The sequence below is a fragment of the Mesorhizobium sp. M2A.F.Ca.ET.043.05.1.1 genome (genome assembly GCF_003952445.1).
Taxonomy (GTDB): Bacteria; Pseudomonadota; Alphaproteobacteria; order Rhizobiales; family Rhizobiaceae; genus Mesorhizobium.
In genome coordinates, this window is record NZ_CP034446.1 from 4,603,626 (window position 1) to 4,629,948 (window position 26,323).

The 26,323-nt window shown below is 64.5% G+C and carries 21 protein-coding genes; 13 read left to right on the plus strand and 8 right to left on the minus strand.

Features of this window, described 5'->3' with window-relative positions; all coding sequences use genetic code 11:
- Positions 1-90 precede the first annotated feature (90 nt).
- Together guaD and EJ069_RS22280 are read right to left on the minus strand one after the other, a co-directional pair.
- Positions 91-1,407 carry a guanine deaminase gene (guaD, locus tag EJ069_RS22275; RefSeq protein WP_126063137.1) on the minus strand — a complete coding sequence of 439 codons (1,317 nt, stop codon included), beginning with the start codon at positions 1,405-1,407 and terminating at the stop codon, positions 91-93.
- A 2-nt stretch (positions 1,408-1,409) separates the two neighbouring features.
- The gene (locus tag EJ069_RS22280; protein ID WP_126063138.1) at positions 1,410-2,636 is read right to left on the minus strand and encodes a urate hydroxylase PuuD; all 1,227 of its coding nucleotides are present in this window, start codon (positions 2,634-2,636) and stop codon (positions 1,410-1,412) included.
- Positions 2,637-2,781: 145 nt separating this feature from the next.
- Between EJ069_RS22280 and EJ069_RS22285 the strand changes: the two genes are divergently transcribed.
- Positions 2,782-3,702 carry a LysR family transcriptional regulator gene (locus EJ069_RS22285; RefSeq protein ID WP_126063139.1) on the plus strand — a complete coding sequence of 307 codons (921 nt, stop codon included), beginning with the start codon at positions 2,782-2,784 and terminating at the stop codon, positions 3,700-3,702.
- Between the two features lie 175 nt (positions 3,703-3,877).
- Here EJ069_RS22285 and EJ069_RS22290 read toward each other — a convergent pair whose 3' ends face one another.
- Positions 3,878-4,804 (minus strand): transposase, encoded by a 927-nt coding sequence (locus tag EJ069_RS22290; RefSeq protein WP_126063140.1) that lies wholly within the window; start codon positions 4,802-4,804, stop codon positions 3,878-3,880.
- Between the two features lie 435 nt (positions 4,805-5,239).
- Here EJ069_RS22290 and EJ069_RS22295 point away from each other — a divergent pair, with 435 nt between their 5' ends.
- Entirely contained in the window at positions 5,240-6,202 is a 963-nt protein-coding gene (locus EJ069_RS22295) for an LLM class flavin-dependent oxidoreductase (RefSeq protein ID WP_126063141.1), read from the plus strand.
- Complete coding sequence (locus tag EJ069_RS22300) at positions 6,199-7,449, plus strand: LLM class flavin-dependent oxidoreductase (protein WP_126063142.1); 1,251 nt, start codon at positions 6,199-6,201, stop codon at positions 7,447-7,449. Before EJ069_RS22295 ends, EJ069_RS22300 begins: the two co-directional genes overlap by 4 nt.
- 63 nt (positions 7,450-7,512) lie before the next feature.
- On the opposite strand, the gene EJ069_RS22305 is transcribed toward EJ069_RS22300, so the two are convergent.
- From EJ069_RS22305 to uraH, 5 genes are all read right to left on the minus strand, one after another.
- Positions 7,513-8,343, minus strand: a complete 831-nt coding sequence (locus EJ069_RS22305) for a PhzF family phenazine biosynthesis protein (protein WP_126063143.1) — start codon at positions 8,341-8,343, stop codon at positions 7,513-7,515.
- 471 nt (positions 8,344-8,814) lie between these two features.
- Entirely contained in the window at positions 8,815-9,897 is a 1,083-nt protein-coding gene (xdhC, locus tag EJ069_RS22310; RefSeq protein ID WP_126063144.1) for a xanthine dehydrogenase accessory protein XdhC, read from the minus strand.
- 62 nt (positions 9,898-9,959) lie between these two features.
- The gene (xdhB, locus tag EJ069_RS22315; protein ID WP_126063145.1) at positions 9,960-12,308 is read right to left on the minus strand and encodes a xanthine dehydrogenase molybdopterin binding subunit; all 2,349 of its coding nucleotides are present in this window, start codon (positions 12,306-12,308) and stop codon (positions 9,960-9,962) included.
- Complete coding sequence (gene xdhA, locus EJ069_RS22320) at positions 12,308-13,789, minus strand: xanthine dehydrogenase small subunit (RefSeq protein ID WP_126063146.1); 1,482 nt, start codon at positions 13,787-13,789, stop codon at positions 12,308-12,310. The genes xdhB and xdhA overlap by 1 nt, the downstream gene beginning before the upstream one ends.
- A gap of 3 nt (positions 13,790-13,792) precedes the next feature.
- The gene (gene uraH, locus EJ069_RS22325) at positions 13,793-14,167 is read right to left on the minus strand and encodes a hydroxyisourate hydrolase (protein ID WP_126063147.1); all 375 of its coding nucleotides are present in this window, start codon (positions 14,165-14,167) and stop codon (positions 13,793-13,795) included.
- A gap of 169 nt (positions 14,168-14,336) precedes the next feature.
- Between uraH and puuE the strand changes: the two genes are divergently transcribed.
- The 10 genes from puuE to EJ069_RS22375 all read left to right on the plus strand — a co-directional run bounded on the left by puuE (position 14,337) and on the right by EJ069_RS22375 (position 26,164).
- Positions 14,337-15,761 carry an allantoinase PuuE gene (gene puuE, locus EJ069_RS22330; protein ID WP_126063148.1) on the plus strand — a complete coding sequence of 475 codons (1,425 nt, stop codon included), beginning with the start codon at positions 14,337-14,339 and terminating at the stop codon, positions 15,759-15,761.
- Between the two features lie 93 nt (positions 15,762-15,854).
- The gene (locus tag EJ069_RS22335; protein ID WP_126063149.1) at positions 15,855-16,730 is read left to right on the plus strand and encodes a bifunctional allantoicase/(S)-ureidoglycine aminohydrolase; all 876 of its coding nucleotides are present in this window, start codon (positions 15,855-15,857) and stop codon (positions 16,728-16,730) included.
- Positions 16,727-17,218, plus strand: a complete 492-nt coding sequence (locus EJ069_RS22340) for an ureidoglycolate lyase (RefSeq protein ID WP_126063150.1) — start codon at positions 16,727-16,729, stop codon at positions 17,216-17,218. The genes EJ069_RS22335 and EJ069_RS22340 overlap by 4 nt, the downstream gene beginning before the upstream one ends.
- 9 nt (positions 17,219-17,227) lie before the next feature.
- Entirely contained in the window at positions 17,228-17,821 is a 594-nt protein-coding gene (locus EJ069_RS22345) for a nucleoside deaminase (protein ID WP_126063151.1), read from the plus strand.
- Between the two features lie 71 nt (positions 17,822-17,892).
- A complete protein-coding gene (locus EJ069_RS22350; RefSeq protein ID WP_126063152.1) occupies positions 17,893-19,878 on the plus strand; it encodes a CocE/NonD family hydrolase in 1,986 nt (661 codons plus the stop codon).
- A gap of 147 nt (positions 19,879-20,025) precedes the next feature.
- A complete protein-coding gene (locus EJ069_RS22355; RefSeq protein WP_126063153.1) occupies positions 20,026-21,615 on the plus strand; it encodes an ABC transporter substrate-binding protein in 1,590 nt (529 codons plus the stop codon).
- A gap of 97 nt (positions 21,616-21,712) precedes the next feature.
- Complete coding sequence (locus EJ069_RS22360) at positions 21,713-22,672, plus strand: ABC transporter permease (protein WP_042645241.1); 960 nt, start codon at positions 21,713-21,715, stop codon at positions 22,670-22,672.
- A 75-nt stretch (positions 22,673-22,747) separates the two neighbouring features.
- Positions 22,748-23,569 carry an ABC transporter permease gene (locus tag EJ069_RS22365; protein WP_042645242.1) on the plus strand — a complete coding sequence of 274 codons (822 nt, stop codon included), beginning with the start codon at positions 22,748-22,750 and terminating at the stop codon, positions 23,567-23,569.
- Positions 23,569-25,224 (plus strand): ABC transporter ATP-binding protein, encoded by a 1,656-nt coding sequence (locus EJ069_RS22370; RefSeq protein ID WP_126063154.1) that lies wholly within the window; start codon positions 23,569-23,571, stop codon positions 25,222-25,224. The genes EJ069_RS22365 and EJ069_RS22370 overlap by 1 nt, the downstream gene beginning before the upstream one ends.
- 100 nt (positions 25,225-25,324) lie before the next feature.
- The gene (locus EJ069_RS22375) at positions 25,325-26,164 is read left to right on the plus strand and encodes an alkaline phosphatase family protein (RefSeq protein WP_126063155.1); all 840 of its coding nucleotides are present in this window, start codon (positions 25,325-25,327) and stop codon (positions 26,162-26,164) included.
- Positions 26,165-26,323: the final 159 nt, after the last annotated feature.

Sequence of the window (26,323 nt, forward strand, 5' to 3'; positions counted from 1 at the left end):
CCAGCGCCGGCTCACTCCTCTCCCCTCGGGGAGAGGTCGGATTGCCCCGAATTGCGCTTCGCAATTCGGTCGGCAATCCGGGTGAGGGGATCACCCTGCGACAATCGCGCTCTTCGCCGGACGGCCCGCCAGATAGACCTCGCGCACAACTCGATCGTCGCCCAGCGTCTGCAGCAGGAAGAGTTCCTCCGCCAGCGTCTCGACCGTCTCCATCCTGAGCCGCATGCCCGGCGTGGCATGGGCATCGAGCACGACGAGGTCGGCGTCGGTGCCTTCCTCCAGCGTGCCGACCTTGTCGGCCACCGACAGCGCCTCGGCGTTGCCGCGCGTCAATTGCCAGAAGGACTGGAACGGGTTCAGCTTCTCGCCGTTCAGTGCGATCACCTTGTAGCCCTCGTCCATGGTGCGCAGCATCGAATAATTGGTGCCGCCGCCGACATCGGTGGCGGCCGCAATCCGAAGCGGCTTCTCGCGCCGACGATAGCGCTGGTAGTCGAACAGGCCGGATCCGAGGAAAAGATTGGAGGTCGGGCAGAATACCGCGACCGAGCCCGAGTGCGACAGCGCATCCGCCTCGCGCTCCGACAAATGGATGCAGTGGCCGAACAGGCTCTTTTTGCCGAGCAGGCCGTAATGCTCATAGACGTCGGTGTAGTCGTGCGACCAGGGGTAAAGCTCCTGGGTGAAGGCGATCTCGGCGTGGTTCTCCGACAGATGCGTCTGCATGTGCAGGTCGGGATGCTCGCGGCAGAGCGCGCCGGCCATCTCCATCTGCTCGGGCGTAGACGTAATGGCGAAGCGCGGCGTGATGGCATAGAGCTGGCGGCCCTTGCCGTGCCATTCGGCAATCAGCGCCTTGCTGTCGTCGTAACCAGTTTGCGGCGTGTCGAGCACGCCATCCGGCGCGTTCCGGTCCATCATCACCTTGCCGGCGATGTTGAGCATGTTGCGCTCATGCGACTCGGCGAAGAAGGCTTCGGCGGAAGATTTGTGCACGGAGCAGTAGGCGGCGACCGTGGTCGTGCCGTGCCGCAGCATCTCGTCGAGGAACAGCCGCGCGATGCGGCGGCCATGCTGGGCGTTCTGGAATTTCGACTCCTCTGGAAAGGTGTATTTGTTCAGCCAGTCGAGCAACTCGGCGCCGTAGGAGGCGATGATCTGCATCTGCGGCACATGCACGTGGGCGTCGAGGAAGCCCGGCAGGATCAGATGCGGACGATGGTCGATCGTCCCGACGCCTGCATCCGCCTTCTTCGAGACATCCGCATAGGCGCCGGCGGCGACGATTCTGCCATTGTCAATCAGCAGGGCGCCATCCTCCTCGTAGCGCCAGGCGGAATGGTCGTCGATCGTTTCGGGCCAGCGCAGGAAGGAGAGCGTGCGGCCGCGCAGAATTTTCGCTGTCATGCTTACTTTCCGGCGCCTTCGAACCAGGCGACCAGAAGGGCCCGTTCCTGGTCGGTGATCTGGGTGACGTTGGCGGGCGGCATGGCATGCGCCCGGCCGGCCTGGATGTAGATCTCGCGCGCATGCTCGGCGATGCGCTCGTCGGTGTCGAGCAGCACGCCCTTCGGCGCATGGTAGATGCCTTCATAGACCGGCTCTTCCGTATGGCACATGGAGCAGCGGCCAAGCACGGTGTCGCGCACGGCCGGGAAATGGGCCGAGGCGATATAGACCTGAGAGGCGGCGGAGGCGGCCGAGGTCTTCGGCTCGCCGGTCAGCACCTTCGGCACGGTCGACAGCCAGATGATGATCATGAACAGCACGGCAGCACCCAGCCATGTCCAGGTGGGGTTGCCTTTGCGCGCATGGACCGTGTTGAAATAGTGCCGGATCAGCACGCCGATGATGAAGACCAGCGAAGCGATGACCCAGTTGAACTGCGTGCCGAAGGCCAGCGGGTAGTGGTTCGACAGCATCAGGAACAGGACCGGCAAGGTCAGGTAGTTGTTGTGCAGCGAGCGTTGCTTGGCGATCTTGCCGTATTTCGGGTCCGGCTTGCGGCCGGCGATCAGATCGGCGACGACGATCTTCTGGTTCGGGATGATGACCATGAAGACGTTGGCCGACATGATCGTGGCGGTGATGGCGCCGAGGTGCAGGAAGGCGGCGCGGCCGGTGAAGAGATGGGTGAGCCCCCAGGCGATGAAGACCAGCACGCAGTAAAGCACCAGCATCAGCCCGGTATCGCTTTTGCCGAGCGGCGAGCGGCAGAGCAGGTCGTAGAGGATCCAGCCGACGCCGATGGTGGCCAGCGACAGAAGAATGCCGACCGGCGCCGAGATGTTGAGCACGTTGGGATCGATCAGGAAGAGATCGGCGCCGGCATAGTAGACCACGCAGAGCATGGCGAAGCCCGACAGCCAGGTGGCGTAGGACTCCCATTTGAACCAGGTGAGGTGTTCCGGCATCTCGGCCGGCGCCACCAGGTATTTCTGGATGTGGTAGAAGCCGCCGCCATGCACCTGCCATTCCTCGCCGAAGGCGCCGGCGGGCAGGCCGGGACGCTGGCGCAGCCCGAGATCGAGGGCGACGAAATAGAAGGATGAGCCGATCCAGGCGATGCCGGTGATGACATGCAGCCAGCGGACGGCGAAGCTCAGCCAGTCCCAGAAAATCGCGAAATCCATCATTGTGTCGCCCCTGGGAAATCGTCCCTGCCGATGAGAGCGACTTTACGGTGTGCAGCGCAAACGAAAAGAGGCGAGGTGCGCGATGACTTTCAAAAAAAAATGGAAAATACTAGGCTTACCCCTCATAGCCGTTTGAGAGCCACGCATGGCCTATCTCGACAACATCGCCGTCTTCGTCCGCGTCGTCGAGCTCGGCAATCTTTCGGCGGCTGGGCGCGACATGCGCATTTCTCCCGCCGTCGCCTCCAACCGCATCAAGGAGCTGGAAAAGCACCTCGGCGTCCGGCTGTTCAACCGCACGACAAGGCAGTTGATGCCGACCGAGCACGGCACGGTGTTCTACACCGGCGCCAAGCAGGTGCTGGACGCCATCACCGAGGCGGAAGCCGCGGTCGCAGCGCTGTCCGGCCAGCCGCGCGGGACGATCAGGGTGACGGCGCCGCTCGGCCTCGGACGGCGGCTGATCGCTTCCGGTATCCCGGATTTCCACGACAAATATCCAGATATCGAGGTGCGGCTCAGGCTCTCCGACCACAATGTCGACATCATGAAGGAAGGCATCGACGTCGCCTTCCGCCTCGGCATCATCGAGGATTCGAGCCTCAGGATGCGCGGCATCATGGAATGCGAGCGCGTGCTGGTGGCGGCGCCGAAATATCTGGAAGCGCGCGGCGAGCCCGCCGAGCCGCAGGAACTGGTCGGCAGGAAGCACGACTGCCTGATGCTGCGCTATGCCGGCGCGCGCGAATATGTCTGGACGCTGCAGACGCCGAGCGGCCAGCAGAAGTTCGAGGTGCACGGCCCTTACGACACAGACGATGGCGACGTGCTGACCGGCTGGGCGCTTTCGGGGCGCGGCATCATCAACAAGCCGCGTTTCGAGGTCGAGCCCTTCATCCGCGACCGCCGGCTGAAGGTGATCCTGCCGCAGACGCCGCCGACGCCGGTGCAGTTTGCCGCCGTCTATCCGCACAAGAAGCTGCAGGACCCGAAGGTGCGGCTGCTGCTCGATTTCATGGCCGAGCGCTGCCAGCGGCTGATCAAGGATATTTTGGCGGGGAAGTAGCGGTGGCTTGTCTAGCGGTTGGCGGAAGCCCGCGAACTTCGTCATCCACGGGCGGAGCGACGCGAAGCGGAGCGCAGACCCGAGGATTCATTCCGTGACCTTCGACGTATGGCGCAGCGGAGCAGAATTCTGCATCGTCGGGCGGCGCTTCGACGTCACGGAATGGCAACTGTGTTCATGCGAAGGCGGTTTTGTCGCGCATGATGGCGTTGAGGACGACCAAGAGCTTCCTTGCGACGGCGATGATGGCCAGTTTCTTGGAGCCTGAGCGGGCGGCAAGTGCGGTGTAGAAGGTCTTGAAGCGTTCACAGGTTCTGACGGCGGTGAGGGCAGCCATATAGAGGGCACGGCGCACGCGTGATCGGCCGCCCTGGATGTGGCTCCTGCGGTTGAGCTTGCCGCTCTTGTTGTCGAACGGGGCAAGGCCGGCGAGCGCGGCGATCGCCTTGGGTGAGCGCTGGCCGAGCTCGGGCAGGAGCGCCAGCAGCGAGAGCGCGCCGACCTTGGAGACACCGGGCACGGAGACCATCAGCGCATGGTCGCGAGCGGTGTCCTGGTTTTGACGAATGACTTCGGCAATCTGGCTCTCGAACGCCTTGATGCGCGTGTCAAGGAAGGAGATCGTCTCTTCCAGATCGGCAATGACGATCTCATCGAAGGCCTCGGCGAGGTGCTTCTTCAGCGCTGCCCGCATCTCGACCAGGTGGTCGCGGTGGCCGGCAAGCGATTGAAGCCGCTCGACTTCTTCGCGCGGCGCCGGCTCGGCTTCAGGGTTATAGCGACGGCCATAGTCGCTCAGCATCCTGGCATCGAGAGGATCGGTCTTGGCGCGCCGGCGCGTCGACTTCGAATAGTGGTGGGTGTGTGCCGGGTTGTGCCGCGAGAACGGCACGCCGGCCTTGGCCAGCGCATGACGCAGCAGCCGGTCATGCACGCCTGTCGCCTCCATGACGACGAAGTCCCGACTGGGATCAAGACCCGCCACATAAGCCGCGATCGCATCGGCCTGGTTGTCGATGCGCCGAAGACGGCCGCTTGTCTCATCAAAAAAGTCGAGCCACTGCTTGGAGATGTCGCAGCCGACATAGTTCTGGGCTATCATGTCCACGCCTCTTCCTGTGGTGCGAGGTCTGCTTGTAACAGCCCCGTGCAACTGTTCAGGTTGATGGTTCACCGGTGGGAAGGGACCGGGCCATGCCACGGCCTGTCCGAAAGGACGACCAGGATCCACTCGGTCTCCTTCCCACTTCGAACCATACACCAGAACCAACACACAGGATTCTATGGTCTGCGCCGCGTCGCTTCGCTCCTCGCTCCGCCATAGAATGACGACCGCGAGGGGCGTTCAGGGGCTAATCGCCGAAACAAGTGGCCGCCAACATGACATTCGGGCCAAGGCCTCTGCCTCGACGCAGAAGAAGGCTGGCCGGCAAGTGACAGGCTGGTGGCCCACTCGATCCCGTTGCCATGCGCGAAGAGGGGCCTAGGTTGGTGGCCAGACGCCTGCCCGATTTCAGGGCAGCCGAAGGGCCGCACTATGCATCTCGCCATTTCGCTCGACATCGCCGCCAACGGACACGACATCCTGGACCTCGGCCAGATCAGCGCGTTCGTCCGCCAGGCGGAAGCGGCGGGCGTTGACATGGTCATCATTTCCGACTCCGCCGATGAGCCCTCGGGCAGCCCGTTCGAAGCGACCACGCTGCTGGCCGCGCTGGCCACAGTGACGGAGAAGATCGGGCTCGTCGCCAGCGCCTCGACGTTGGCGCACCAGCCCTACAATCTGGCGCGCCGTTTTGCTTCGCTCGACATCATCAGCCATGGCCGTATCGGCTGGAACGCGACGCTGAAACAGAACCCGCGTGGGGCGGCAAACTTCAGCCGGCCGGAAGGGTTCTCCGATGACGATTTCCGCCGTCGCGCGGAAGAATATATCGGCGTCGTCCAGGGATTATGGCAGGGCTGGGACGCGGATGCCTTGCTGTTCGACAAGGCGGGCGGCCGGTTCCACGATGCTGACAAGATGCATGTGCTCGACCACAAGGGCGAGTTCTTCGCGGTGCGCGGACCACTCAATGTCGCGCGTTCGCCGCAGGACACGCCAGTGCTGGTCATGTCCGGTCTGAACGAAACCGATCGCGATTTCGCGAGCCGTGGCGCCGACGTCATTCTGATCGCGGAACAGTCGGCCGAGGCCGCCAATGCTGCGACCGCAGACTTGAGACGCCAGGCGCTTGCCGCCGGCCGCAAACCGGAAGGCGTGAAGGTGCTTCTGACGGTCGCCATTGAATCCGAGCCGCTTGTCGACAGGCTTCGAGCCTTGTTGGGTTCCAGCGGCTGTGACGGCTTCAATTTTGTTTTGCCGGCTGAGGTCGCGGCGCTTCAGAATTTTACCGATCGTGTCTTGCCGGAGCTCCAAAGCGACGGCCTCGCCGGCCGGGGCCAGCAGGGCGCGACGTTGCGCGCCCGTCTTGGCCTCGGTACTGGGGGCGCAAAATGAGCGCGCGCCAGATGAAGCTCGGCCTGTTCTTGTGGGCGACCGGACACCACATCGCCGCCTGGCGCCATCCGGACGCGCATGTCACCGCCGGGATCGACATCGACCACTACATACAACTTGCCCGCACGGCTGAAGCGGCGAAGTTCGACATGGTGTTCTGCGAGGATGCCGCCGGCCTGCGCGAGGCCAATGTCAACATTGCCAGCCAGACCTCGCGCTCGATCGGCTTCGAGCCGATCAGCCTGCTTTCGGCGCTGGCTGCGCAGACCGAGCGCGTCGGCCTCGTTTCGACGGCATCGACCAGCTACAACGAACCCTATGGGCTGGCGCGTATGTTCGCCTCGCTCGACAATCTGAGCGGCGGCAGGGCCGGCTGGAATCTCGTCACGTCGGCAAGCCCGATCGAAGCGGCGAATTTCGGCGCGACGGGGCTGCGGCCGCATGCCGACCGGTATGCGCGGGCGCGCGAGTTCGCCAGGGTGATCACCGGGCTCTGGCACCGCAAGCCTGCCGGCCATGACGGCGAAAGCTTCTCGGTGCGCGATCCGCTCGACATACCGCCCTCGCCGCAGGGCGCGCCGGTGATGGTGCAAGCCGGAGCCTCTGACGACGGCAAGGATCTGGCCGCGCGCACCGCCGATGTCGTGTTCTCGGCCGCGCAGACTTTCGAGGAGGCCAAGGCCTTCTATGACGATCTCAAAGGGCGGCTCGCCGCCTATGGCCGCCAGCCGGACGATGTGAAGATCATGCCCGGCGTGGCGCCGATCGTGGCCGCCACGAAAGCCGAGGCGCAGGCGAAATACGATGCACTGCAGCAGTTGATCCCCGACGATGTCGGCGTGGCACTGCTTTCCAGCTATCTCAGCATCTCCGATCTGGGGCGCTACCCGATCGACGGGCCGCTGCCCGAGCTGCCGGAGAGCGAAGGCATGAAGAGCCGGCAGGCGCTGGTCATCGAGCAGGCGCGCCGCGACGGTCTCTCGATCCGCGAGCTGGCGCGATACTTTGCCGGCGCGCGTGGCCATTGGCGGATCGTCGGCACGGCCGGAGAGATCGCCGACGAATTGCAAGCCCGCTTCGAAGGCGGCGCCGCCGACGGATTCAACGTGATGCCGTCCTGGTTCCCGGGCGAGCTCGACGCCTTCGCGACGCTGGTCGTGCCGGAATTGCAGCGGCGCGGCCTGTTCCGCAAGGACTATGAAGGCCGCACGCTGCGCGACCATCTCGGCCTGAAACGGCCGATCTAAGATTCTTGGTTTCGCAATGCCGGACGGAAAACCGCGGCGCACTTTTCCTGGAATTGCTTCAGCTCAGTCCATTAGCCGCGCTGTTCCAGACACCCGGATCGAGCTGCCAGGCGCCGGCGGAATATCGGCATGGAGGCGCGAGCGCATGCCCATATCCTCGCCCTGGACGATGTCGATGGCGCCGCCATGCGGCCAGCCGAGATCGCGCAGATAGCCGGCAAAGCCCGCGGTCGCCGCCCCCGTCGCCGGGTCCTCATAGACGCCACCGGAAGCGAAGGGATTGCGCGTGTGGAAGAGGCGAGGCGTCTCGGCATAGGCGAGCAGGATCGTGACCAGGCCTTCGCGCCGCATGAAGGACTGGCCCTGCTTCAAGTCATAAGCCATCGCGGCCAGCGCCCCGCGCGACTTCAGCGCCAGCACGAGATGATCGGCGCCGCCATGGATGAGCGCCGGTGGAATGGTCGGATCGAGATCGCCCGGCTCATAGCCGAACAAGGCGAGCGCTTCGCCTGCCAGTTCCGACGAAACCGGCCCGCTGCGCGTCGGCGGCGATTGCAGGGCAGCAGCGACGTTGGCGCCGTCGCAAAAACCTTCGACGGTGATGTTCGCCTGATTGAGGATCAGCGCGAAGACCCCGTTGCCAAACTTCCTGACCAGCGCCGCGCCGAGCGCAATGGTGGCATGGCCGCAGAACGGCACTTCCGATTCCGGCGAAAAGTAGCGCACGCGCCAGCTTTCGCCTTCAGGCGCCGCGAAGGCGGTTTCCGAGAAGCCGACCTCGGCGGCGACGCGCTGCATGTCGGCCGCGTCCGGCAAGGCCTCGCCGATCACCACGCCGGCCGGATTGCCCCCGGTGTTGCCGTCCGAAAAGGCTGATATGCGCAAAACGTCCATGTTTCCTGGCCCCGTTGTCTGTGCGGCGCAACAAACACGTTTCGGGCCGCTTTGAGAAATGAAGAAAACGCTGAGCAGCGGTGAGCGCCAGTCACATCTGCAATCGGGGTCGGGCGCTGTGACTAGCGTGACTGATCAGGCCTCGGCTTGATTGCCACGTGGTTCCCCCAATCCGTCGCTGCTTCGCAGCGGCCACCTTTCCCCCCTCCGGAGGGAAAGGAAGGGAGCGCTGCTGGACGAGAGCTGACGGCAAGAGGGCTTGGAGCCTTTCCTCTACCCCGTCGATCGGGGGAGAGGTGGCTCGGCGAAGCCGAGACGGAGTGGGGGTCGACCAGCGCTGCATTGGACACTGCGCGGGCCAGCTGCCGTGTGCGTTATCGCCAAAGACCAGCCTCTTGGAAATGTGAGCATGCCGTAGCCCACTTGTGGGGGCGAGGGACCCAAGCTTGCCCGCCCACATGGCCGGCTGACTTAGCCGGCCATCGTCTTTTCAGGCGTATCCGAGTTAGCCGGCTGGGCGCGGTGCGATACCAGCGCCGTCATGATCTCGGCGGCGGCGAGCGCGGCAATCACCGGTGGGCGCTTGTCCTTCACGGCACTGCCGCCGATCGGCGATACAAGGCGGTCGAACTCGGCTTCGCTGCCCTCGGCCGACTTCAGGAACCAGCTCCTGAAGGTGGCTTTCTTGGTCTTCGAACCGATCATGCCGACATAGGCGGTGTCGTCGCGCTTCAGCGCCTCGGCGACGATCAGGAAATCCAGGGCGTGATCGTGGGTCAGGATGGCGAAGGCCGAGCCGGCCGGTGCCTCGCGCACCATGGCTTCGGGCATCGGCGTCAACCGCGTTTCCGCCGTTTCCGGCATGCCTTCCAGCGCTTCGGACCGGGTCTCGATGACGACGACGTGGATCGGCAGCAGCGCCAGCGACGCGGCCAGCGCCTGGCCGACATGGCCGCCGCCGAAGAGATAGACATGCGGCAGATGCGCCTCTTCCGATTGAGCGTTGGCGATCAGTTGCTGCTCCAGCACCCCGTCGACGAGGCGGATCAGCACCTCGACGCGGCCGCCGCAGCATTGGCCGATCTCCGGCCCGAGCGGGACGTCGAGCGTGGCGCAAACTTCATCGACCTCGATGCGGGTTTCCCTCCCCCTTGAGGGGAGGGTGGCGGCGAAGCCGCCCGGTGGGGTCGCCGCGGCAGTGCTCGACGCCTTGGCGGTGCCTTCTGAGGCGACCCCCTCTGGCCGCTTCGCGGCTGGCCCTTCGCTATGGCTCCGGGCGTTCGTCGCTGAAAAAGCCAAATCATTGGCTTTTTCTCGGCCTTCGGCCGAACGCTTCTCACCCCCCTCACGGGGGGAGAGCATCTGCCGCGCCTTGTCGATCGCCATATATTCGAGCTGGCCGCCGCCAATGGTGCCGAAAATGGCCGATGCCGAGACAAGCATGAAGGCGCCGGCCTCGCGCGGGGTCGAGCCTTTCGTGGCCGCGACCTCGACGAGAGCGACCCGGCCGGTTTGGCCAAGGAACGCCTTCATATCTTGCACTTTCGAGTTCATCGTCTGCATTTCCATCCTGGAAATATAGCGTTTTGCGCCTCGATTTGCACGTTTAGGCGTATTCAGGCCGTCTGCGTGGCCTCCCGCTTCAGCCTCTCGATCGCCATCAGGACACGCTCCGGTGTCGCCGGCGCGTCGAGGCGCGGACAGATCCTGTGATCCGCGACGCTCGCGACCGCGTCGGAAAGCGCGTGCAGGACCGACATGCCGAGCGGGAAAGGCGGCTCGCCAACGGCCTTGGAGCGATGCACGGTCGGCTCGTTCGCCTCGGACCAGTCAGCCAGCGTGACGTTGAAGATCTTCGGCCTGTCGGAGGCGAGCGGGATCTTGTAGGTCGACGGCGCATGGGTGCGCAGGCGGCCTTTGTCGTCCCACCACAATTCCTCGGTGGTCAGCCAGCCCATGCCCTGGATGAAGCCGCCCTCGACCTGGCCGAGGTCGATGGCTCGGTTCAGCGAGCGGCCGGTCTCATGCAGGATATCGGTGCGTTCGACCACATATTCGCCGGTCAGCGTGTCGACCGAGACCTCCGAGCAGGACGCACCATAAGCGAAGTAGTAGAACGGGCGACCTTCGCCCTTGTCGCGGTTCCAGTGGATCTTCGGCGTCTTGTAGAAGCCGGCCGCCGACAGCTGGATGCGGGCCATATAGGCCTGCCTGACCAGATCGCCGAAGGGTATCTCCTGATTGCCGATGCGGACGCGGTTGGGCAGGAACAGCACCTGGTCGCGCGGTACCTGGTATTTTTCCGAGGCGAAGTTGGCCAGCCGGTCCTTGATCTGGCGGGCGGCATTCTGCGCCGCCATGCCGTTGAGGTCGGAACCGGACGAGGCGGCGGTCGCCGAGGTGTTCGGCACCTTGCCGGTGGTCGTCGCGGTGATCTTCACCTGATCGACGTCGATCTGGAACTCCTCGGCCACCACCTGCGCCACCTTGAGGTAGAGGCCCTGCCCCATCTCGGTGCCGCCATGGTTCAGATGCACCGAACCGTCGGTATAGACATGCACCAGCGCGCCGGCCTGGTTGTAATGCGTGGCGGTGAAGGAGATGCCGAACTTGACCGGCGTCAGCGCCAGCCCGCGCTTGATGAAGCGGCTGTTGGCATTGAAGGCGCTGATCTCGCGCCGGCGCCGCGCATAGTTCGAGCTCGCCTCCAGCTCGGCGATAATGCGCTGGATGACATTGTCCTCGACCGTCTGGTGGTAGGGCGTGACGTTACGGTCGCTGGTTCCATAGAAATTCTTCTTGCGGATCTCGAGCGGGTCCTTGCCGAGAGCAAAGGCCACCTCGTCGATGACGCGCTCGGCGCCGATCATGCCTTGTGGGCCGCCGAAGCCGCGAAACGCGGTGTTGGAGACCGTATTGGTATAAAGCGGCGCCGACTGAGCGTGCACCGCCGGCCAGAAATAGGTGTTGTCGCAGTGGAACAGCGCGCGGTCGGTGACCGGGCCGGAGAGGTCCGAGGAGAAGCCGCAGCGCGCGGCGAACATGAAGTCGACGCCGAGGATGTTGCCTTCGTCGTCGAAGCCGACCTCGTAGTCGATCAGGAAATCATGCCGCTTGCCGGTCGCGGTCATGTCGTCGTCGCGGTCGGGCCGGATCTTGACCGCGCGATGGTGGCGCTTGGCGGCAATTGCCGCAAGTGCTGCGAACTGATTGCCCTGCGTTTCCTTGCCGCCGAAGCCGCCGCCCATGCGGCGGATTTCCACCGTGATGGCGTTGCTCGGGATGCCCAGCGCATGGCTCACCATATGCTGGACTTCGCTCGGATGCTGGGTCGAGGAATAGATGGTGACGTCGTGGTCCTCGCCGGGCACGGCCATGGCGATATGACCTTCGAGATAGAAATGTTCCTGGCCGCCGAGACGCATCTTGCCCTTGAGCCTGCGGGGCGCTGTCTCGATCGCCGCCGCCGCGTCGCCGCGCCTCAATGTGAGCGGCGGCGTGACAAGCTTGTCCTTGCGCGGGTCGAGCGCGCCGATGTCGGTGACGAAGGGCAGCTGCTCGTACTCGACCTTGACCAGCCTGGTGGCGCGGCGGGCCTGCTCGCGTGTTTCGGCGATGACGCAGAAGATCGGCTGGCCGTAGAACTCTACCTTGCCATCGGCGAGCACCGGCTCGTCATGACGGCCGGTGGGCGAAATGTCGTTCTCGCCCGGCACGTCCTTCGCCGTCAGCACATCGACGACGCCAGGCGCGGCGCGCACGGCGGAGAGGTCCATCTTCGTGATCGTCGCATGCGTCGCGGTCGACAGGCCAAGGCAGCCATGCAGCGTGCCGGCCGGCTCCGGCATGTCGTCGATATAGACCGCCGTGCCGCTGACATGCTTGTGCGCGGAATCGTGCCGCTGGTCGCTGGCGACGCCGCCCGAGATCTTCTGCGCCTTCAGGTTGGGGACATGCTTGGTCATCAGGCCGCCTCGCTGCGCGAAACCTGTAGCGGCGCCTTGGTGCCGGTCGTCTCGACATAAAAGCGCAGCAGAAGGTTCTTCGCCGCCAGCGCCCGATATTCGGCGCTTGCCCGCATGTCGGTGAGCGGCGTGAAGTCACTGGCGTATTCGGCCATAGCCGCCTCCACGGTCGCTTCGCTCCAGACCTTGCCGATCAATGCCTTCTCAACCGCCGTGGCGCGCTTCGGCGTCGCCGCCATGCCGCCATAGGCGATGCGGATATCGGCCACCGTGCCGTCCTCGGCCAACGTCAGGTAAAAAGCCCCGAGCGTCGCGGTGATGTCCTCGTCACGACGCTTGGTGACCTTGTAGACGGCAAATTTCTCGCCGTTCTCCGGCACCGGAACATGCACTGCTTCGACGAACTCGCCGGGCTGCCGGTCCTGCTTGCCATAGGCGATGAAGAAGGTTTCGAGCGGGATCGTGCGGCGCTTCTTGCCCTTGCGCAGCGTAAGCTGCGCGCCGAGCGCGATCAGGGACGGCGGCGTGTCGCCGATCGGCGAGCCGTTGGCGATGTTGCCGCCGATCGTGCCCATGTTGCGCACCTGCTCACCGCCGATGCGGTCGACCAGCGGTCCCAAGGCCGGGATGCGCTTCGACAGCGTCTCGAAGGCTTCGGTGTAGGTTACGCCCGCGCCGATGGTGATGACGCCGTCCTTCTCCGAGATGGCGCGCAGGCCGTCGAGACCGCCGATGAAGATCGCCGGCGAGATGTCGCGCATATGCTTGGTGACCCAGAGGCCGACATCGGTCGAGCCGGCGACGATGGTGGCGCCCGGCACCTTCTCGAGCACGGCGGCGAAGTCGTCGACGCCGGCCGGCACGATCAACCGCGCCTTGCCCGACCCGATCTCGACCCTGGCGCCATCGCGCAATTCCTTCAGACGCGTGGTGATGTCCTTGCGCTCCACCGCCAGCGGATCCTTGGCCGCCTTGCCATAGCTCGAAATGGCATGCGCGGCGCGCATGATCGCCTCATAGCCGGTGCAGCGGCAAAGATTGCCCTGCAGCGCCTTTTCGATCGCGGCGTTGGAGGGATCGGGCGTTTTCATCCAGAGCCCGTAGAGCGACATGACGAAGCCCGGCGTGCAGAAGCCGCATTGCGAGCCGTGGAAATCGACCATCGCCTGCTGCACGGGGTGCAACTTACCAGGCTCGCCGCGCAGATGCTCGACGGTGACGACATGGGTGCAGTCGAGCGAGCCCATGAAGCGGATGCAGGCATTGACGCTTTCATAGACCAGGCCGTCGCCGGCAAGCTTGCCGACCAGCACCGTGCAGGCGCCGCAGTCGCCCTCGGCGCAGCCTTCCTTGGTGCCGCGCAGCGAGCGGTTGAGCCGCAGCCAGTCGAGCAGCGTCGCATCGGGCGCGATGTCCTTCAGGGCCACGTCGCCGCCATTCAGGATGAACCGTATCTCGTTGCGGATCTTGGTATCGGCCATGTCTCAGCTCCCCCGATAGGTCGAGTAGCCATAGGGCGAAATCAAGAGCGGGACGTGATAGTGCCGCTCTTCCGCCATGCCGAAGCGGATCGGCACGATGTCGAGGAAAGCAGGCTCAGGCAAGCTGATGCCTTGGCCACGCAGATAGTCGCCGGCGGCGAAGACCAGCTCATATTCGCCGGTGCGGAACTCGGCGCCGGCGAGCAGCGGCCCGTCGCAGCGACCATCGTCATTGGTGGTGACGGTCTTGAGAAGGGTGCGGCTCTGGCCCTCGATGCGGAAAAGCTCGATCGACAGGCCCTTTGCCGGCCGTCCGGTCGCTGTGTCCAGCACATGGGTGGTCAGGCGCCCGCCATCGGCTTTCGACGTTTCTGCCACTGGCGGCCTCCCGTCTCGGTACAATCTCAGATCAATTGTGCGCCAATTAAAGGCGATGCATAAGCCCTGGTCGAGCGGAGTGCGGCAAAAAGCACTTTCAAAAATTTTCGGGGGAATGCATGCGCACTCCTTTCGATATCTTCATCGCAACCATCGGGCAGGAGCGACAATGCGTTACGATAGGGACATGCGCGGTTACGGGGCCAATCCGCCGGACCCGAAATGGCCTGGCGGCGCGCATGTCGCGGTGCAGTTCGTCGTCAACTACGAGGAAGGCGGCGAGAACTGCGTGCTGCACGGCGACAAGGCCTCGGAAGCCTTCCTGTCCGAGATCGTCGGCGCAGCGCCGTGGGTCGGCCAGCGCCACTGGAACATGGAGTCGATCTATGAATACGGCGCCCGCGCCGGCTTCTGGCGGCTCTACCGGCTGTTCACCGAAGCGCAGGTGCCGGTGACCTGCTACGGCGTCGCCACCGCGCTCGCACGCTCGCCCGATCAGGTCGTCGCCATGCAGGAGGCCGGCTGGGAAATCGCCTCGCACGGCCTGAAATGGATCGACTATCGCGACCATGCGGCCGAGGATGAGAAGCGCGACCTCAATGAGGCCATTAGGCTGCATTACGAGGTGACGGGCGCGCGGCCGACGGGCTGGTATACCGGCCGCACCTCGGTGAACACGGTGCGGCTCGTCGCAGAGGAAGGCGGCTTCGACTATGTCTCCGACACCTATGACGACGAGCTGCCTTACTGGTTCGACCGCGACGGGCTGGAGACGCCTCAGCTCATCATCCCCTACACGCTCGACGCCAACGACATGCGCTTCGCGACGCCGCAAGGCTTCAACTCCGGCGACCAGTTCTTCGCCTATCTGAAGGATAGTTTCGACACGCTCTATGCCGAGGGCAAGGCGGGCCGCCCGCGCATGATGAATATCGGCCTGCACTGCCGGTTGGTCGGCCGCCCCGGTCGGGTGGCGGCGCTGAAGCGCTTCGTCGACTATGTGAAGTCGCATGACAAGGTCTGGCTGACCCGGCGCATCGACATCGCCAAGCACTGGCGCGAGACGCATCCCTACCAGGCGCCGGCGCTGCGGCCGTCCAGGATGGAGTTCGAGGAATTCGTGCACGCCTTTGGCGGCGTGTTCGAGCATTCGCCCTGGATTGCCGAGCGCGCCTACGAACTGGAGCTTGGGCCCGCGCATGACAGCGCGGGCGGTCTGCACAACGCGCTCTGCCGGGTCTTCCGCGCGGCGAGCGAAGCCGAGCGGCTTTCGGTGCTCAACGCCCATCCGGACCTTGCCGGCAAGCTGGCGGCCGCCAAGCGGCTGACGCCGGAATCGGCCAGGGAGCAAGCCTCCGCCGGGCTCGACGCGCTGACCGACAAGGAGCGCGAGCTGTTCTCGAAACTCAACGCCGCCTATGTCACCACCTTCGGCTTTCCCTTCATCATCGCGGTCAAGGGCAAGACCAAGGACGAAATCCTGGCGGAGTTCGAGGCGCGGATCGGCAACAGCCGCGGCACCGAGTTGGAAACCGCCTGCAAACAGGTCGAACGCATCGCGTTGCTTCGCCTGAAAGACATGCTCCCGCTCTGATGTTTGTTTTTACGCAATTCCGGACGGAAGGCTGCGGCGAAGTCGCCGAACCCAGCCCCTTCACACTGGAATTGCTCTGAGGGTCAGGACCCCATGGATATGATCAAGACTGCCGAGCGAACCTATTACGCGCCGCAGGGCGGCCATCCCGGTCAGAACGAGCTTTTGACCGGCCGCGCCGTCTTCACCGAGGCCTATGCGGTCATTCCCAAAGGCGTGATGCAGGACATCGTCACCAGCCCTCTGCCGTTCTGGGACAAGACCAGGGCCTGGATCATCGCAAGGCCGCTTTCGGGCTTCGCCGAGACTTTCTCGCAGTACATCGTCGAGGTCCTGCCGGGCGGCGGCAGCGAGCGGCCGGAACTCGACGCCGCCGCCGAGGGCGTGCTGTTCGTCGCCGAAGGCGAGATCACCGTTTCGCTTGCCGGCAAAAAACACCTGCTTGCCCCCGGCGGCTTTGCCTTCCTGCCGCCGGCGAGTGGCTGGACGGTGCAAAACGAGAGCGGCGCCGCCGCCCGCTTCCACTGGATCCGCAAGGCCTATGAGGCGGTCGACGGCCTGGACGTGCCGGAAGCCTTCTTCTCGAGCGACCAGAACGTCGCGCCGAGCCCGATGCCGGGCACGGAAGGGCGCTGGGCCACGACCCGCTTCGTCGATCCGGCCGACATGCGCCACGACATGCATGTCACCATCGTGACGCTGAAGCCCGGCGCGGTCATCCCGTTCGCCGAAACCCATGTCATGGAGCATGGGCTCTATGTGCTGGAGGGCAAAGCGGTCTACCGGCTCAACCAGGACTGGGTCGAGGTCGAGGCCGGCGACTTCATGTGGCTGCGCGCCTTCTGCCCGCAGGCCTGCTATGCCGGCGGGCCCGGCAATTTCCGCTATCTGCTCTACAAGGACGTCAACCGACACGCCAAGCTTGGCGGTTACCTTGGGGGCGGCTATCTTGGAGGCAAGGCGCGGTGAGCCGCATCGTCGCCCAGCCGCTGACCCGCGAGACCTTCGCGCCGTTCGGCGACGTCATCGACATGGGCGGCGACAACCGCTACCCGATCAATGGCGGCAAGGCGATGCGCTATCACGACCTGGCCACGGCGGAAGCGGTCGGCCCGAACGCGCGGGTGCTGATCTCGATGGTGCGCGGGACGCCCTACGAGATGCCGCTGAAGCTCACCATGGTCGAACGCCATCCGCTCGGCAGCCAGGCCTTCATCCCGCTGTCGCCGCGGCCCTTTCTGGTTGTCGTCTGCCATGACACCAAGGTCGGGCCCGGTGAGCCGCACGCCTTCCTTGCCGGACCCGGACAGGGCATCAACTACCGCCGCAATCTCTGGCACGGGGTGCTGACGCCGATTGGCCAGGAACAAGATTTCCTGATCGTCGACCGCGCCGGCGACGGCTCCAATCTCGAAGAATTCTATTTCTCGCATCCCTACGAGATCCACCTTCCCTGAAAGCTTTCCATGACCGACATTTCGCTGATCGACCGCCTGCTCGACGTGATCGAGCACGACATCGTGCCGAAGACCGCTGAGGGGGTCGCCCATGGCAACAAACTGTTCGGCGCCGCGATTCTGCGGAAGGACGACCGCTCGCTGGTGCTGGCCGAGACCAACAACGAGATGGAAAACCCGCTCTGGCATGGCGAGGTGCATTGCCTGAAGCGCTTCTACGAGATGCCAAAGGCAGAGCGCGTCGACACCAGGGATGCGCTGTTCGTCGCCACGCACGAACCTTGCTCGCTCTGCCTGTCAGCGATCACCTGGACCGGCTTCGACAATTTCTACTATCTCTTCAGCCATGAAGATTCGCGCGACAGCTTCGCCATTCCGCACGATCTCAAAATCCTGAAAGAGGTCTTCACCCTGGACCCCGGCGCCTACAACGCCGAGAACGCTTATTGGAAAAGCTTCTCGATCCGTCGGCTGGTGCGCGCCCTGCCCGAAGCCGAGCGCAAGCGGCTGGAGGCAAGGATCGGCAGGATTTCGGAGCGCTATGACGAGCTGTCCGACGCCTACCAGGCAAGCAAGGCGGAGAACGACATTCCCTTGAACTGACGCGGATTGACCAGCCGATTTCGCCGGCTGGCCCACGACGGAGCGGCGCGGCCTTCATCATGTGCCCTGCCATGAAAACCGTCACAGAATTCCCCCGCAAAGTCGTTGAATTTCCCGATATGGGCATCGTCATGCCGGATGGCTGCCGGCTGTCGGCGCGCATCTGGATGCCCGAGGATGCGGCCGACAATCCCGTGCCGGCGATCCTCGAGCATCTGCCCTACCGCAAGCGCGACGGCACCATTTTTCGCGACCAGCTCACCCATCCCTATTTCGCCGGGCACGGTTATGCCTCGATCCGCGTCGACATGCGCGGCAATGGCGATTCCGAAGGGCTGATGGACGATGAATATTCCGAGCAGGAACTGCAGGACGCCTGCGACGTCATCGCCTGGGCGGCGGCGCAGCCCTGGTGCAACGGCAATGTCGGCATGATGGGCATCTCCTGGGGCGGCTTCAACTGCCTGCAGGTGGCGGCGAAACAGCCGCCGGCGCTGAAGGCGGTGATCAGCCTGTGCTCGACCGTCGACCGCTATGCCGACGACATCCATTACAAGGGCGGCTGCCTGCTCTTGGAAAATTTCGGCTGGGCCTCGACGATGCTGTCCTATTCGTCCCGGCCGCCGGATCCGGCGATCGCCGGCGGCAACCGCTGGCGCGATTTGTGGCTGAGCCGGCTGGAGAACCAGCCCTTCCTTTTGCCGCTCTGGCTCGGCCACCAGCACCGCGACGCCTATTGGAAGCGCGGCTCGATCTGCGAGGATTTTTCAGCGGTCAAAGCCGCCGTGCTGTCGATCGGCGGCTGGCATGACGGCTACCGCAACACCATCTCCAATCTCGTCACCGGCATCCAGTCGCCGGTCAAGGGCATCGTCGGCCCGTGGATCCACAAATACCCGCACTACGCCGGGCCCAATCCGGCAATCGGCTTCCTGCAGGAAGCGCTGCGCTGGTGGGACCGCTGGTTGAAGGGCGCGGAAACCGGCGTCGAGGCCGATCCGGCCTACCGCGCCTATGTCATGGACAGCGTGCGGCCGGCGCGCTGGCATCCCGAGCGGCCGGGCCGCTGGATCGCGGAGCAGGAATGGCCGTCCTCAAACATCAAGATTGAAGCGATCGAGCTCATTTCGGCAGGCGCCAAGCCCTCGATCGTCACTTCGCCGCAGACCTGCGGCCTTGCCGGCGGCGAGTATTTTCCCTTCACTTTTGGGCCGGAACTGCCCGGCGACCAACGCCCCGACGACGCGCTGTCGGTCTGCTTCGACCAGCCCGAGCTCGGTGAGGCGATCGACATCGTCGGCGCGCCGGAGCTCGCGGTCCGAATTGCCTCCGATCGGCCGCAGGCCAACATCGCCGTGCGCCTCTGCGACGTGCACCCGGACGGAGCCTCGGAGCTGATCTCCTATGGCGTGCTCAATCTGACCCACCGGGACTCGCATGAGTTCCCGCAGGCCCTGGTTCCCGGCGAGACGGTTTCAGCGCGCGTCGTGCTCGACCAATGCGCCTACCGCGTGCCGGCCGGCCACAAATTGCGCGTCGCCGTTTCGACCGCCTACTGGCCGATGATCTGGCCCTCGCCGGAGCCGGTGCGGCTCGATCTGGCGCAGGCGACGCTGAAGCTGCCGCTGCGTCCGCTGGCGAAAGGCAATGAGGTTTCGTTTCCCGAGCCGGAAGGCGCGACGCCCTGGGCTACCGAGACGGTCCGGCCGGCGAGTTCCGAACGCCATGTCGACCGCGACGAGAAGACCGGCCTGGTCACGCTTTCCATCACCGACGATTTCGGCGAGGTGCGCGACCTTGACCACGGGCTGGTCAATGGCAGCATCGTGCGCGAGACATGGGCGATCCATCCCGACGATCCGTTGTCGGCCACCGGAGCCACGCATTGGACCCAGACATTGTCGCGCGATGAATGGTCGGTGCGGACCGAAACCTTCGCCGACATGCGATCGGACGCAGAGAGCTTCATCGTCAGCGCCAGAATCGAAGCCTATGAGGGCGAAAAGCTGGTCTTCGCACGCGATTTCGAGCAGACGATTCCCCGCTCCCTGGTTTGAGGCGAGGCAGATTGGTCCAAACGCGACATGCGATTTACGCCACCGCATGTCGCATTCGGCCTTGCCTGCCGCTTTCCCTTACGGTCATTATCTCCTCCAACAGCAAGAAACGACCATAAGGTCGCATACCCAGAGTGAGGAACCATAATGTCCAACGAACTCGACTATCTCAGCCGGCGAGTCGCGGCCGGGAAACTTAGCCGTCGCGACTTTCTCGGTCGCGCCGCCGCGCTCGGCGTCACAGCCACTTTCGCCAACTCGCTGCTCTCCAGCGCCGTGCGCGCTGCCGGCCCGGTCAAGGGCGGCACGCTGAAGGCCGGCCTGCAGGGCGGTGAATCCACCAACAGCCTCGATCCGGCGACTTTCCTCAGCCAGGTTCCGTTCGCCTTCGGCAAGTGCTGGGGCGAAACGCTGGTCGAGCTCGCGCCGGGCGGCGGCGTCGAATATCTCATCGCCGAGGAGATCGGCAGCTCCAAGGACGCCAAGACCTGGACGATGAAGATCCGCAAGGGCGTCCAGTTCCACAACGGCAAGGAAGTGACGCCCGACGACGTGGTGGCGACGCTGAAGCGCCACAGCGACGAAAAATCCAAGTCGGGCGCGCTGGGTGTCCTGAAGAGCATCGACACCATCAAGGCCGATGGCGGCAATGTCGTGGTCACGTTGAAGGACCCGAACGCCGACCTCCCCTATTTGATGGCGGACTATCACCTGATCATCCAGCCGAATGGCGGCAACGATAAGCCGGATGCCGGCATCGGCACCGGCCCGTACAAGGTCACCGTCAACCAGCCTGGCGTGAAGCATGGCGGCGAACGCTTCGCCAATTACTGGCAGGCCGACAGATACGGCCATGCCGACCAGGTCGAGATCATCGTCGTCAACGACCCGACGGCCCGCATGGCGGCGCTGCAGGGCGGCCAGGTCAACATGATCAACCGCGTCGAACCGAAGATCGTCGACCTGGTCAAGCGGCTGCCCGGCGTCACCATCCGCGCCGCCTCGGGCCGCGGCTTCTATCCGTTCAACATGTTCTGCGACACCGCGCCCTTCGACAACAACGACCTTCGCATGGCGCTGAAGCTTGCCATGGACCGCGAGGAGATGCTGACCAAGATCCTGCGCGGCTACGGCGAGGTCGGCAACGACATGCCGGTCAACAAGGCCTATCCGCTGTTCGCAGACGATTTCGAGCAGCGCAAGTTCGATCCGGAAAAAGCTGCCGCGCTCTACAAGAAGTCCGGCCATAGCGGCTCGATCCTGCTGCGCACCTCCGATGTCGCCTTCCCCGGCGCCGTTGACGCTGCCCAGCTTTACCAGCAGAGCTGCGCCAAGGCCGGCATCAAGATCGAGATCAAGCGCGAGCCGGGCGACGGCTACTGGACGGAAGTCTGGAACAAGCAGCCCTTCTCGCTCTCCTACTGGGGCGGGCGTCCGACCCAAGACCAGATGTATTCGACCGCCTATCTCTCGACCGCCGACTGGAACGACACGCGCTTCAAGCGGCCGGATTTCGACAAGATGGTGCTTGCGGCGCGCGGCGAGCTCGACGAAGCCAAGCGCAAGAAGATCTACCGCGACATGGGCGAGATCATGCGCGACGAAGGCGGCCTGATCGTGCCGTTCTTCAACCAGTTCGTCGACGCGACCGGCAAGGGCGTCGAAGGCTGGGTCGACAACCCGGCGCAGGAACTCAGCAACGGCCACGCGCTGATCGAGTGCTGGCTGCAGGCTTGACGAAGGATAGGAAGGGCCGGCGCGAGCCGGCCCTTCCGGCTTTCATGGCCTGCCTGAAAGGCGGGCACCGTCCCTTCTTCACCATTGCAGGTAGCCGATGTCGTCTCCGATCCTGAGATTGGTCGCTCAGCGTATCTTGCTGGGCCTGGTTCTTCTGTTCGCCGTTTCGGTGCTGATCTTCGCCGGCACGCAGATCCTGCCGGGCGACGTCGCCCAGGCGATCCTCGGCCAGTCGGCAACGCCGGAGGCGCTGGCGAACCTGCGCGAACAGCTCGGGCTCAACGACCCGGCCTGGCTGCGCTACGTGCACTGGCTGTGGGGCATCCTGCATGGCGATTTCGGCACGGCGCAGTCGAGCGGGCTCGATATTGCGAGCTCGATCGGCACCCGGCTGAAGAACACGCTTTTCCTGGCCGCCTGCGCGGCGATCGTCGCGGTGCCGCTGGCGGTCATCCTTGGGCTGATTGCGGTGCGCTACCGCAACGGCTTCGTCGACAAGCTGATCTCTGGCCTGGCCCTGGCCTCGACATCGTTCCCAGAATTCTTCATCGGCTATGTGCTGATCTTCGTGTTTGCGGTGCACTGGCAGATATTCCCGAGCATCTCGACGGTCGACGACTCCACGCCGTTCCTCGAAAGGCTGCAGGCCGTGGTGCTGCCGGCCACGGCGCTGACCCTGGTGGTGCTCGCCCATATGATGCGCATGACGCGCGCGGCGATCCTCAATGTTATGCAGTCGGCCTATATCGAGACGGCCGAGCTCAAGGGGCTGAAACCCTTCGACATCATCCGCAAGCATGCTTTCCCGAACGCGATCGCGCCGGTCGTCAACGTCGTCATGCTCAATCTCGCCTATCTCATCGTCGGCGTCGTCGTGGTGGAGGTGATCTTCGTCTATCCGGGCATGGGACAGTATCTGGTCGACCATGTCGCCAAGCGCGACGTGCCGGTGGTGCAGGCGGTCGGCCTGATCTTCGCCGCGGTCTACATCACGCTCAACATCGTCGCGGATATCGCCGCCATCGTGGCCAATCCGCGGCTTAGACATCCGAAATGATTGGGCATCCGAAGTGACGAGAGCATCCGAAATGACGGGCCGGATGCAGGACGACCAGAGGGGGAACTGAAGCGAATGGCGCTACGACAAATTCCGTTCACCGCCTGGATCGGACTGATCCTGACCGGCTTCTTTGCGTTCTGCGCCATCTTCGCGCCCTGGGTCGCGCCGCACGGTAATGGCGAGATCGTCGGCGACGTGTGGGAGCCGATGTCGGCGGCGCATTGGCTGGGCACCGACAATCTCGGCCGCGACCTCATCTCGCGCATGATCTATGGCGCGCGCATCACCATGGAGATCGCTGTAGCGGCGACGGCGCTGTCCTTCTCGCTGGGCTCGATCCTCGGCTTCACGGCGGCGGTCTTCGGCGGCTGGTTCGACACGCTGCTGTCGCGCTTCGTCGACCTTCTGATGTCGATCCCGACACTGATCTTCGGCCTCGTCGTGCTGTCGGTGCTGCCGACCAACACGCTGACGCTGATCCTGGTCATGGGCATCCTCGATTCCACCCGCGTCTACCGCCTGTCGCGCGCCGTCGCCGTCGACATCAACGTCATGGATTTCGTCGAGGCGGCGAAGCTGCGCGGCGAAGGCAAGGCCTGGATCATCTTCCGCGAGATCCTGCCCAATGCGCTGTCGCCGCTGGTGGCGGAGCTCGGCGTGCGCTTCATCTTCGCGGTGCTCTTCCTGTCGGCGCTGTCCTTCCTCGGCCTCGGCGTGCAGCCGCCGGATTCGGACTGGGGCGGCATGGTCAAGGAGAACAAGGACGGCATCGTCTTCGGCATTCCGGCGGCGCTGATCCCGGCGGCCGCGATCGCAGTGCTGGCGATCTCGGTCAACCTCGTCGCCGACTGGGTGCTCAACCGCACGACGAGCCTGAAGGGAGGGCGCGGCTGATGGCCGACACCAAGGCAAATTCAGGCAAGCTCCTCGATATCCGCAATCTGCGCATCGAGGCGACCGTCTACCCGCCGGGCGAAGCGCCGAAGACGATTACGCTGGTCCACGACGTCTCGCTGACCTTGGAAAAGGGCAAGGTGCTCGGCCTGATCGGCGAATCCGGGGCCGGCAAATCGACCATCGGCCTGTCTTCCATGGCCTATGGCCGCGGCGGCGTGCGCATCACCGGCGGCGAGGTGATCCTCAATGGCCGCGACATCCTGAAAGCCGGCCCCAAAGGCGTGCGGGCGCTGCGCGGACGCGAGGTCTGCTATGTCGCGCAATCGGCGGCGGCCGCCTTCAACCCGGCGCACAAGCTGATCGATCAGGTGGTCGAGGCGGCCCTCCTGCACGGCACCGCGACGCGCGCCGAGGCCGAGAAGCGCGCCGTCGCCCTGTTCAAGAAACTCAGCCTGCCCAATCCTGAAACGATCGGCGAGCGCTACCCGCACCAGGTCTCCGGCGGCCAGCTGCAGCGCGTGATGACGGCGATGGCGCTCTGCTCGGAGCCGGACCTCATCGTCTTCGACGAGCCGACCACGGCGCTCGACGTGACGACGCAGATCGACGTGCTGGCGGCGATCAAGGACGCCATCCGCGACACGCATGTGGCGGCTCTCTACATCACGCATGACCTTGCCGTCGTCGCCCAGGTGTCGGACGAGATCATGGTGCTGCGCCATGGCCGGCTGGTGGAGTGGGGCGGCACGCGGCAGATCATCAAGGAGCCCCGCCAGGAATACACCAACGCGCTGGTCTCGGTGCATGAGATCGAGCACAAGGAACAGCCGCCCGGCACAACGCCCTTCCTGTCGGTGAAGAATGTCACCGCTGCCTATGGCGGCGGCCATGTCAAGGTGCTGAAGAACGTCTCGGTCGACATTTATCCGGGACAGACGCTGGCGGTGGTCGGCGAGAGCGGTTCCGGCAAGTCGACGCTGGCGCGCGCCATCACCGGCCTTCTGCCGCCCGAGGAGGGCACCGTCACCTTCGACGGCAGGCCGCTGGCCAACAGGCTGGCCGACCGGCCGAAGGAGGACCTGCGGCAGCTGCAGATGATCTACCAGATGGCCGACGTGGCGATGAACCCGCGCCAGACGGTGGGCACCATCATCGGCCGGCCGCTGGAGTTCTATTTCGGCATGAAGGGGCGCGAGCGCGACAAGCGCGTCGCCGAGCTGCTCGACGAGATCGAGATGGGCAAGGGTTTCGTCGACCGCTATCCGGCCGAGCTTTCCGGCGGCCAGAAGCAGCGTGTCTGCATCGCGCGCTCGCTCGCCGCCAAGCCGAAGCTGATCATCTGCGACGAGGTGACATCGGCGCTCGACCCGCTGGTCGCCAACGGCATTCTGAAACTGCTGCTCAACCTGCAGCAGCACGAAAAGGTCGCGTATCTCTTCATCACCCATGACCTGGCGACGGTGAAGTCGATCGCCGATTCGATCGCAGTCATGTATCGCGGCGAGGTGGTGCGTTACGGCTCCAAGAGCAAGGTGCTGACGCCGCCTTTCGATGCCTATACGGACCTGCTGCTCTCCTCCGTGCCGGAGATGGAGATCGGCTGGCTGGAGAAGGCGATCAAGGGCCGGCGCATGGAGAGCGCCGGAAATTAGGCCCGGCCCTGTCGTCGCCAATCTGATAGTTTTGAAGCGCCGTGCTGCCCGATGGTCGCACGGCGCCTCTACCTCAACAGCCAGTCCGTATGGAGCTATCGTGGCGCTCAAATCCAAACTGCTGCTCATCATCCTCGACGGGGTGCCCTACCGGAACTGGCGCCGGCTGATGGGCAATCTCGAGGGCTGGGTGCAGTCGGGCGAGGCGCAGGTGTGGAAGATGCGCTCGGTGCTGCCCTCGACCTCGGCCTGCTGCTACGCCTCGATCCACACCGGGGTCACGCCGCAGGTGCATGGCATCCTTTCCAACGAGAACCGCTTTCGCGTCACGCAGCCCGACATCTTCTCGGAGGTCAGCAAGGCCGGCGGCAAGACAGGAGCGGTGACCCATTCCTATTGGTCGGAATTCTTCCGCTCGTATCCGTTCGACCTTGTCGAGGACATGGAGTTCGACGACCCAGGCGGACCGATCACGCATGGCCGCTTCCACACCATGACCGGCTACAATCTCAAGAACCAGATGACGCCGAGCGACGTCGACCTGTTCGCGACGCTGACCATGCTGGCGAAGCGCCACGGCATCGACTACGGCATCCTGCACACCTGCACGCTGGATTCGATGGGACATCGCTTCGGCCATGACTGCATCGAGATGGACCATGCCTGCTACGCCGTGGACGGCATGCTCGCCGCCTTCCTGCCGCAATGGCGCGAAGCCGGCTATGAAGTGATCGTGACGGCCGACCACGGCCAGACCGACCGCGGCCACCATGGCGGCCATGACGACGAGATGCAGGATTTCGCGCTCTATTATTTCGGGCCCGCGAAAGGCCCCGAGGCCGATACGCTGCTCGACCAGCTGCAGCTCGCGCCGACAGTGCTGAGCCGGCTTGGCGTTGAGATACCGGCGACGATGAGGGCGAAGGTGTTTCTGGGATAAGCACGGCCTTCCCTTCTCCCCTTGCGGGAGAAGGTGGATCGGCGCGCAGCGCCGAGACGGATGAGGGGTGTTCCAGCGGAGTGAGACGTTGGCTTTCCCTGGAGCACCCCTAATCCGGCCGCTTCGCGGCCACCTTCCCCCACAAGGGGGGAAGGAAAA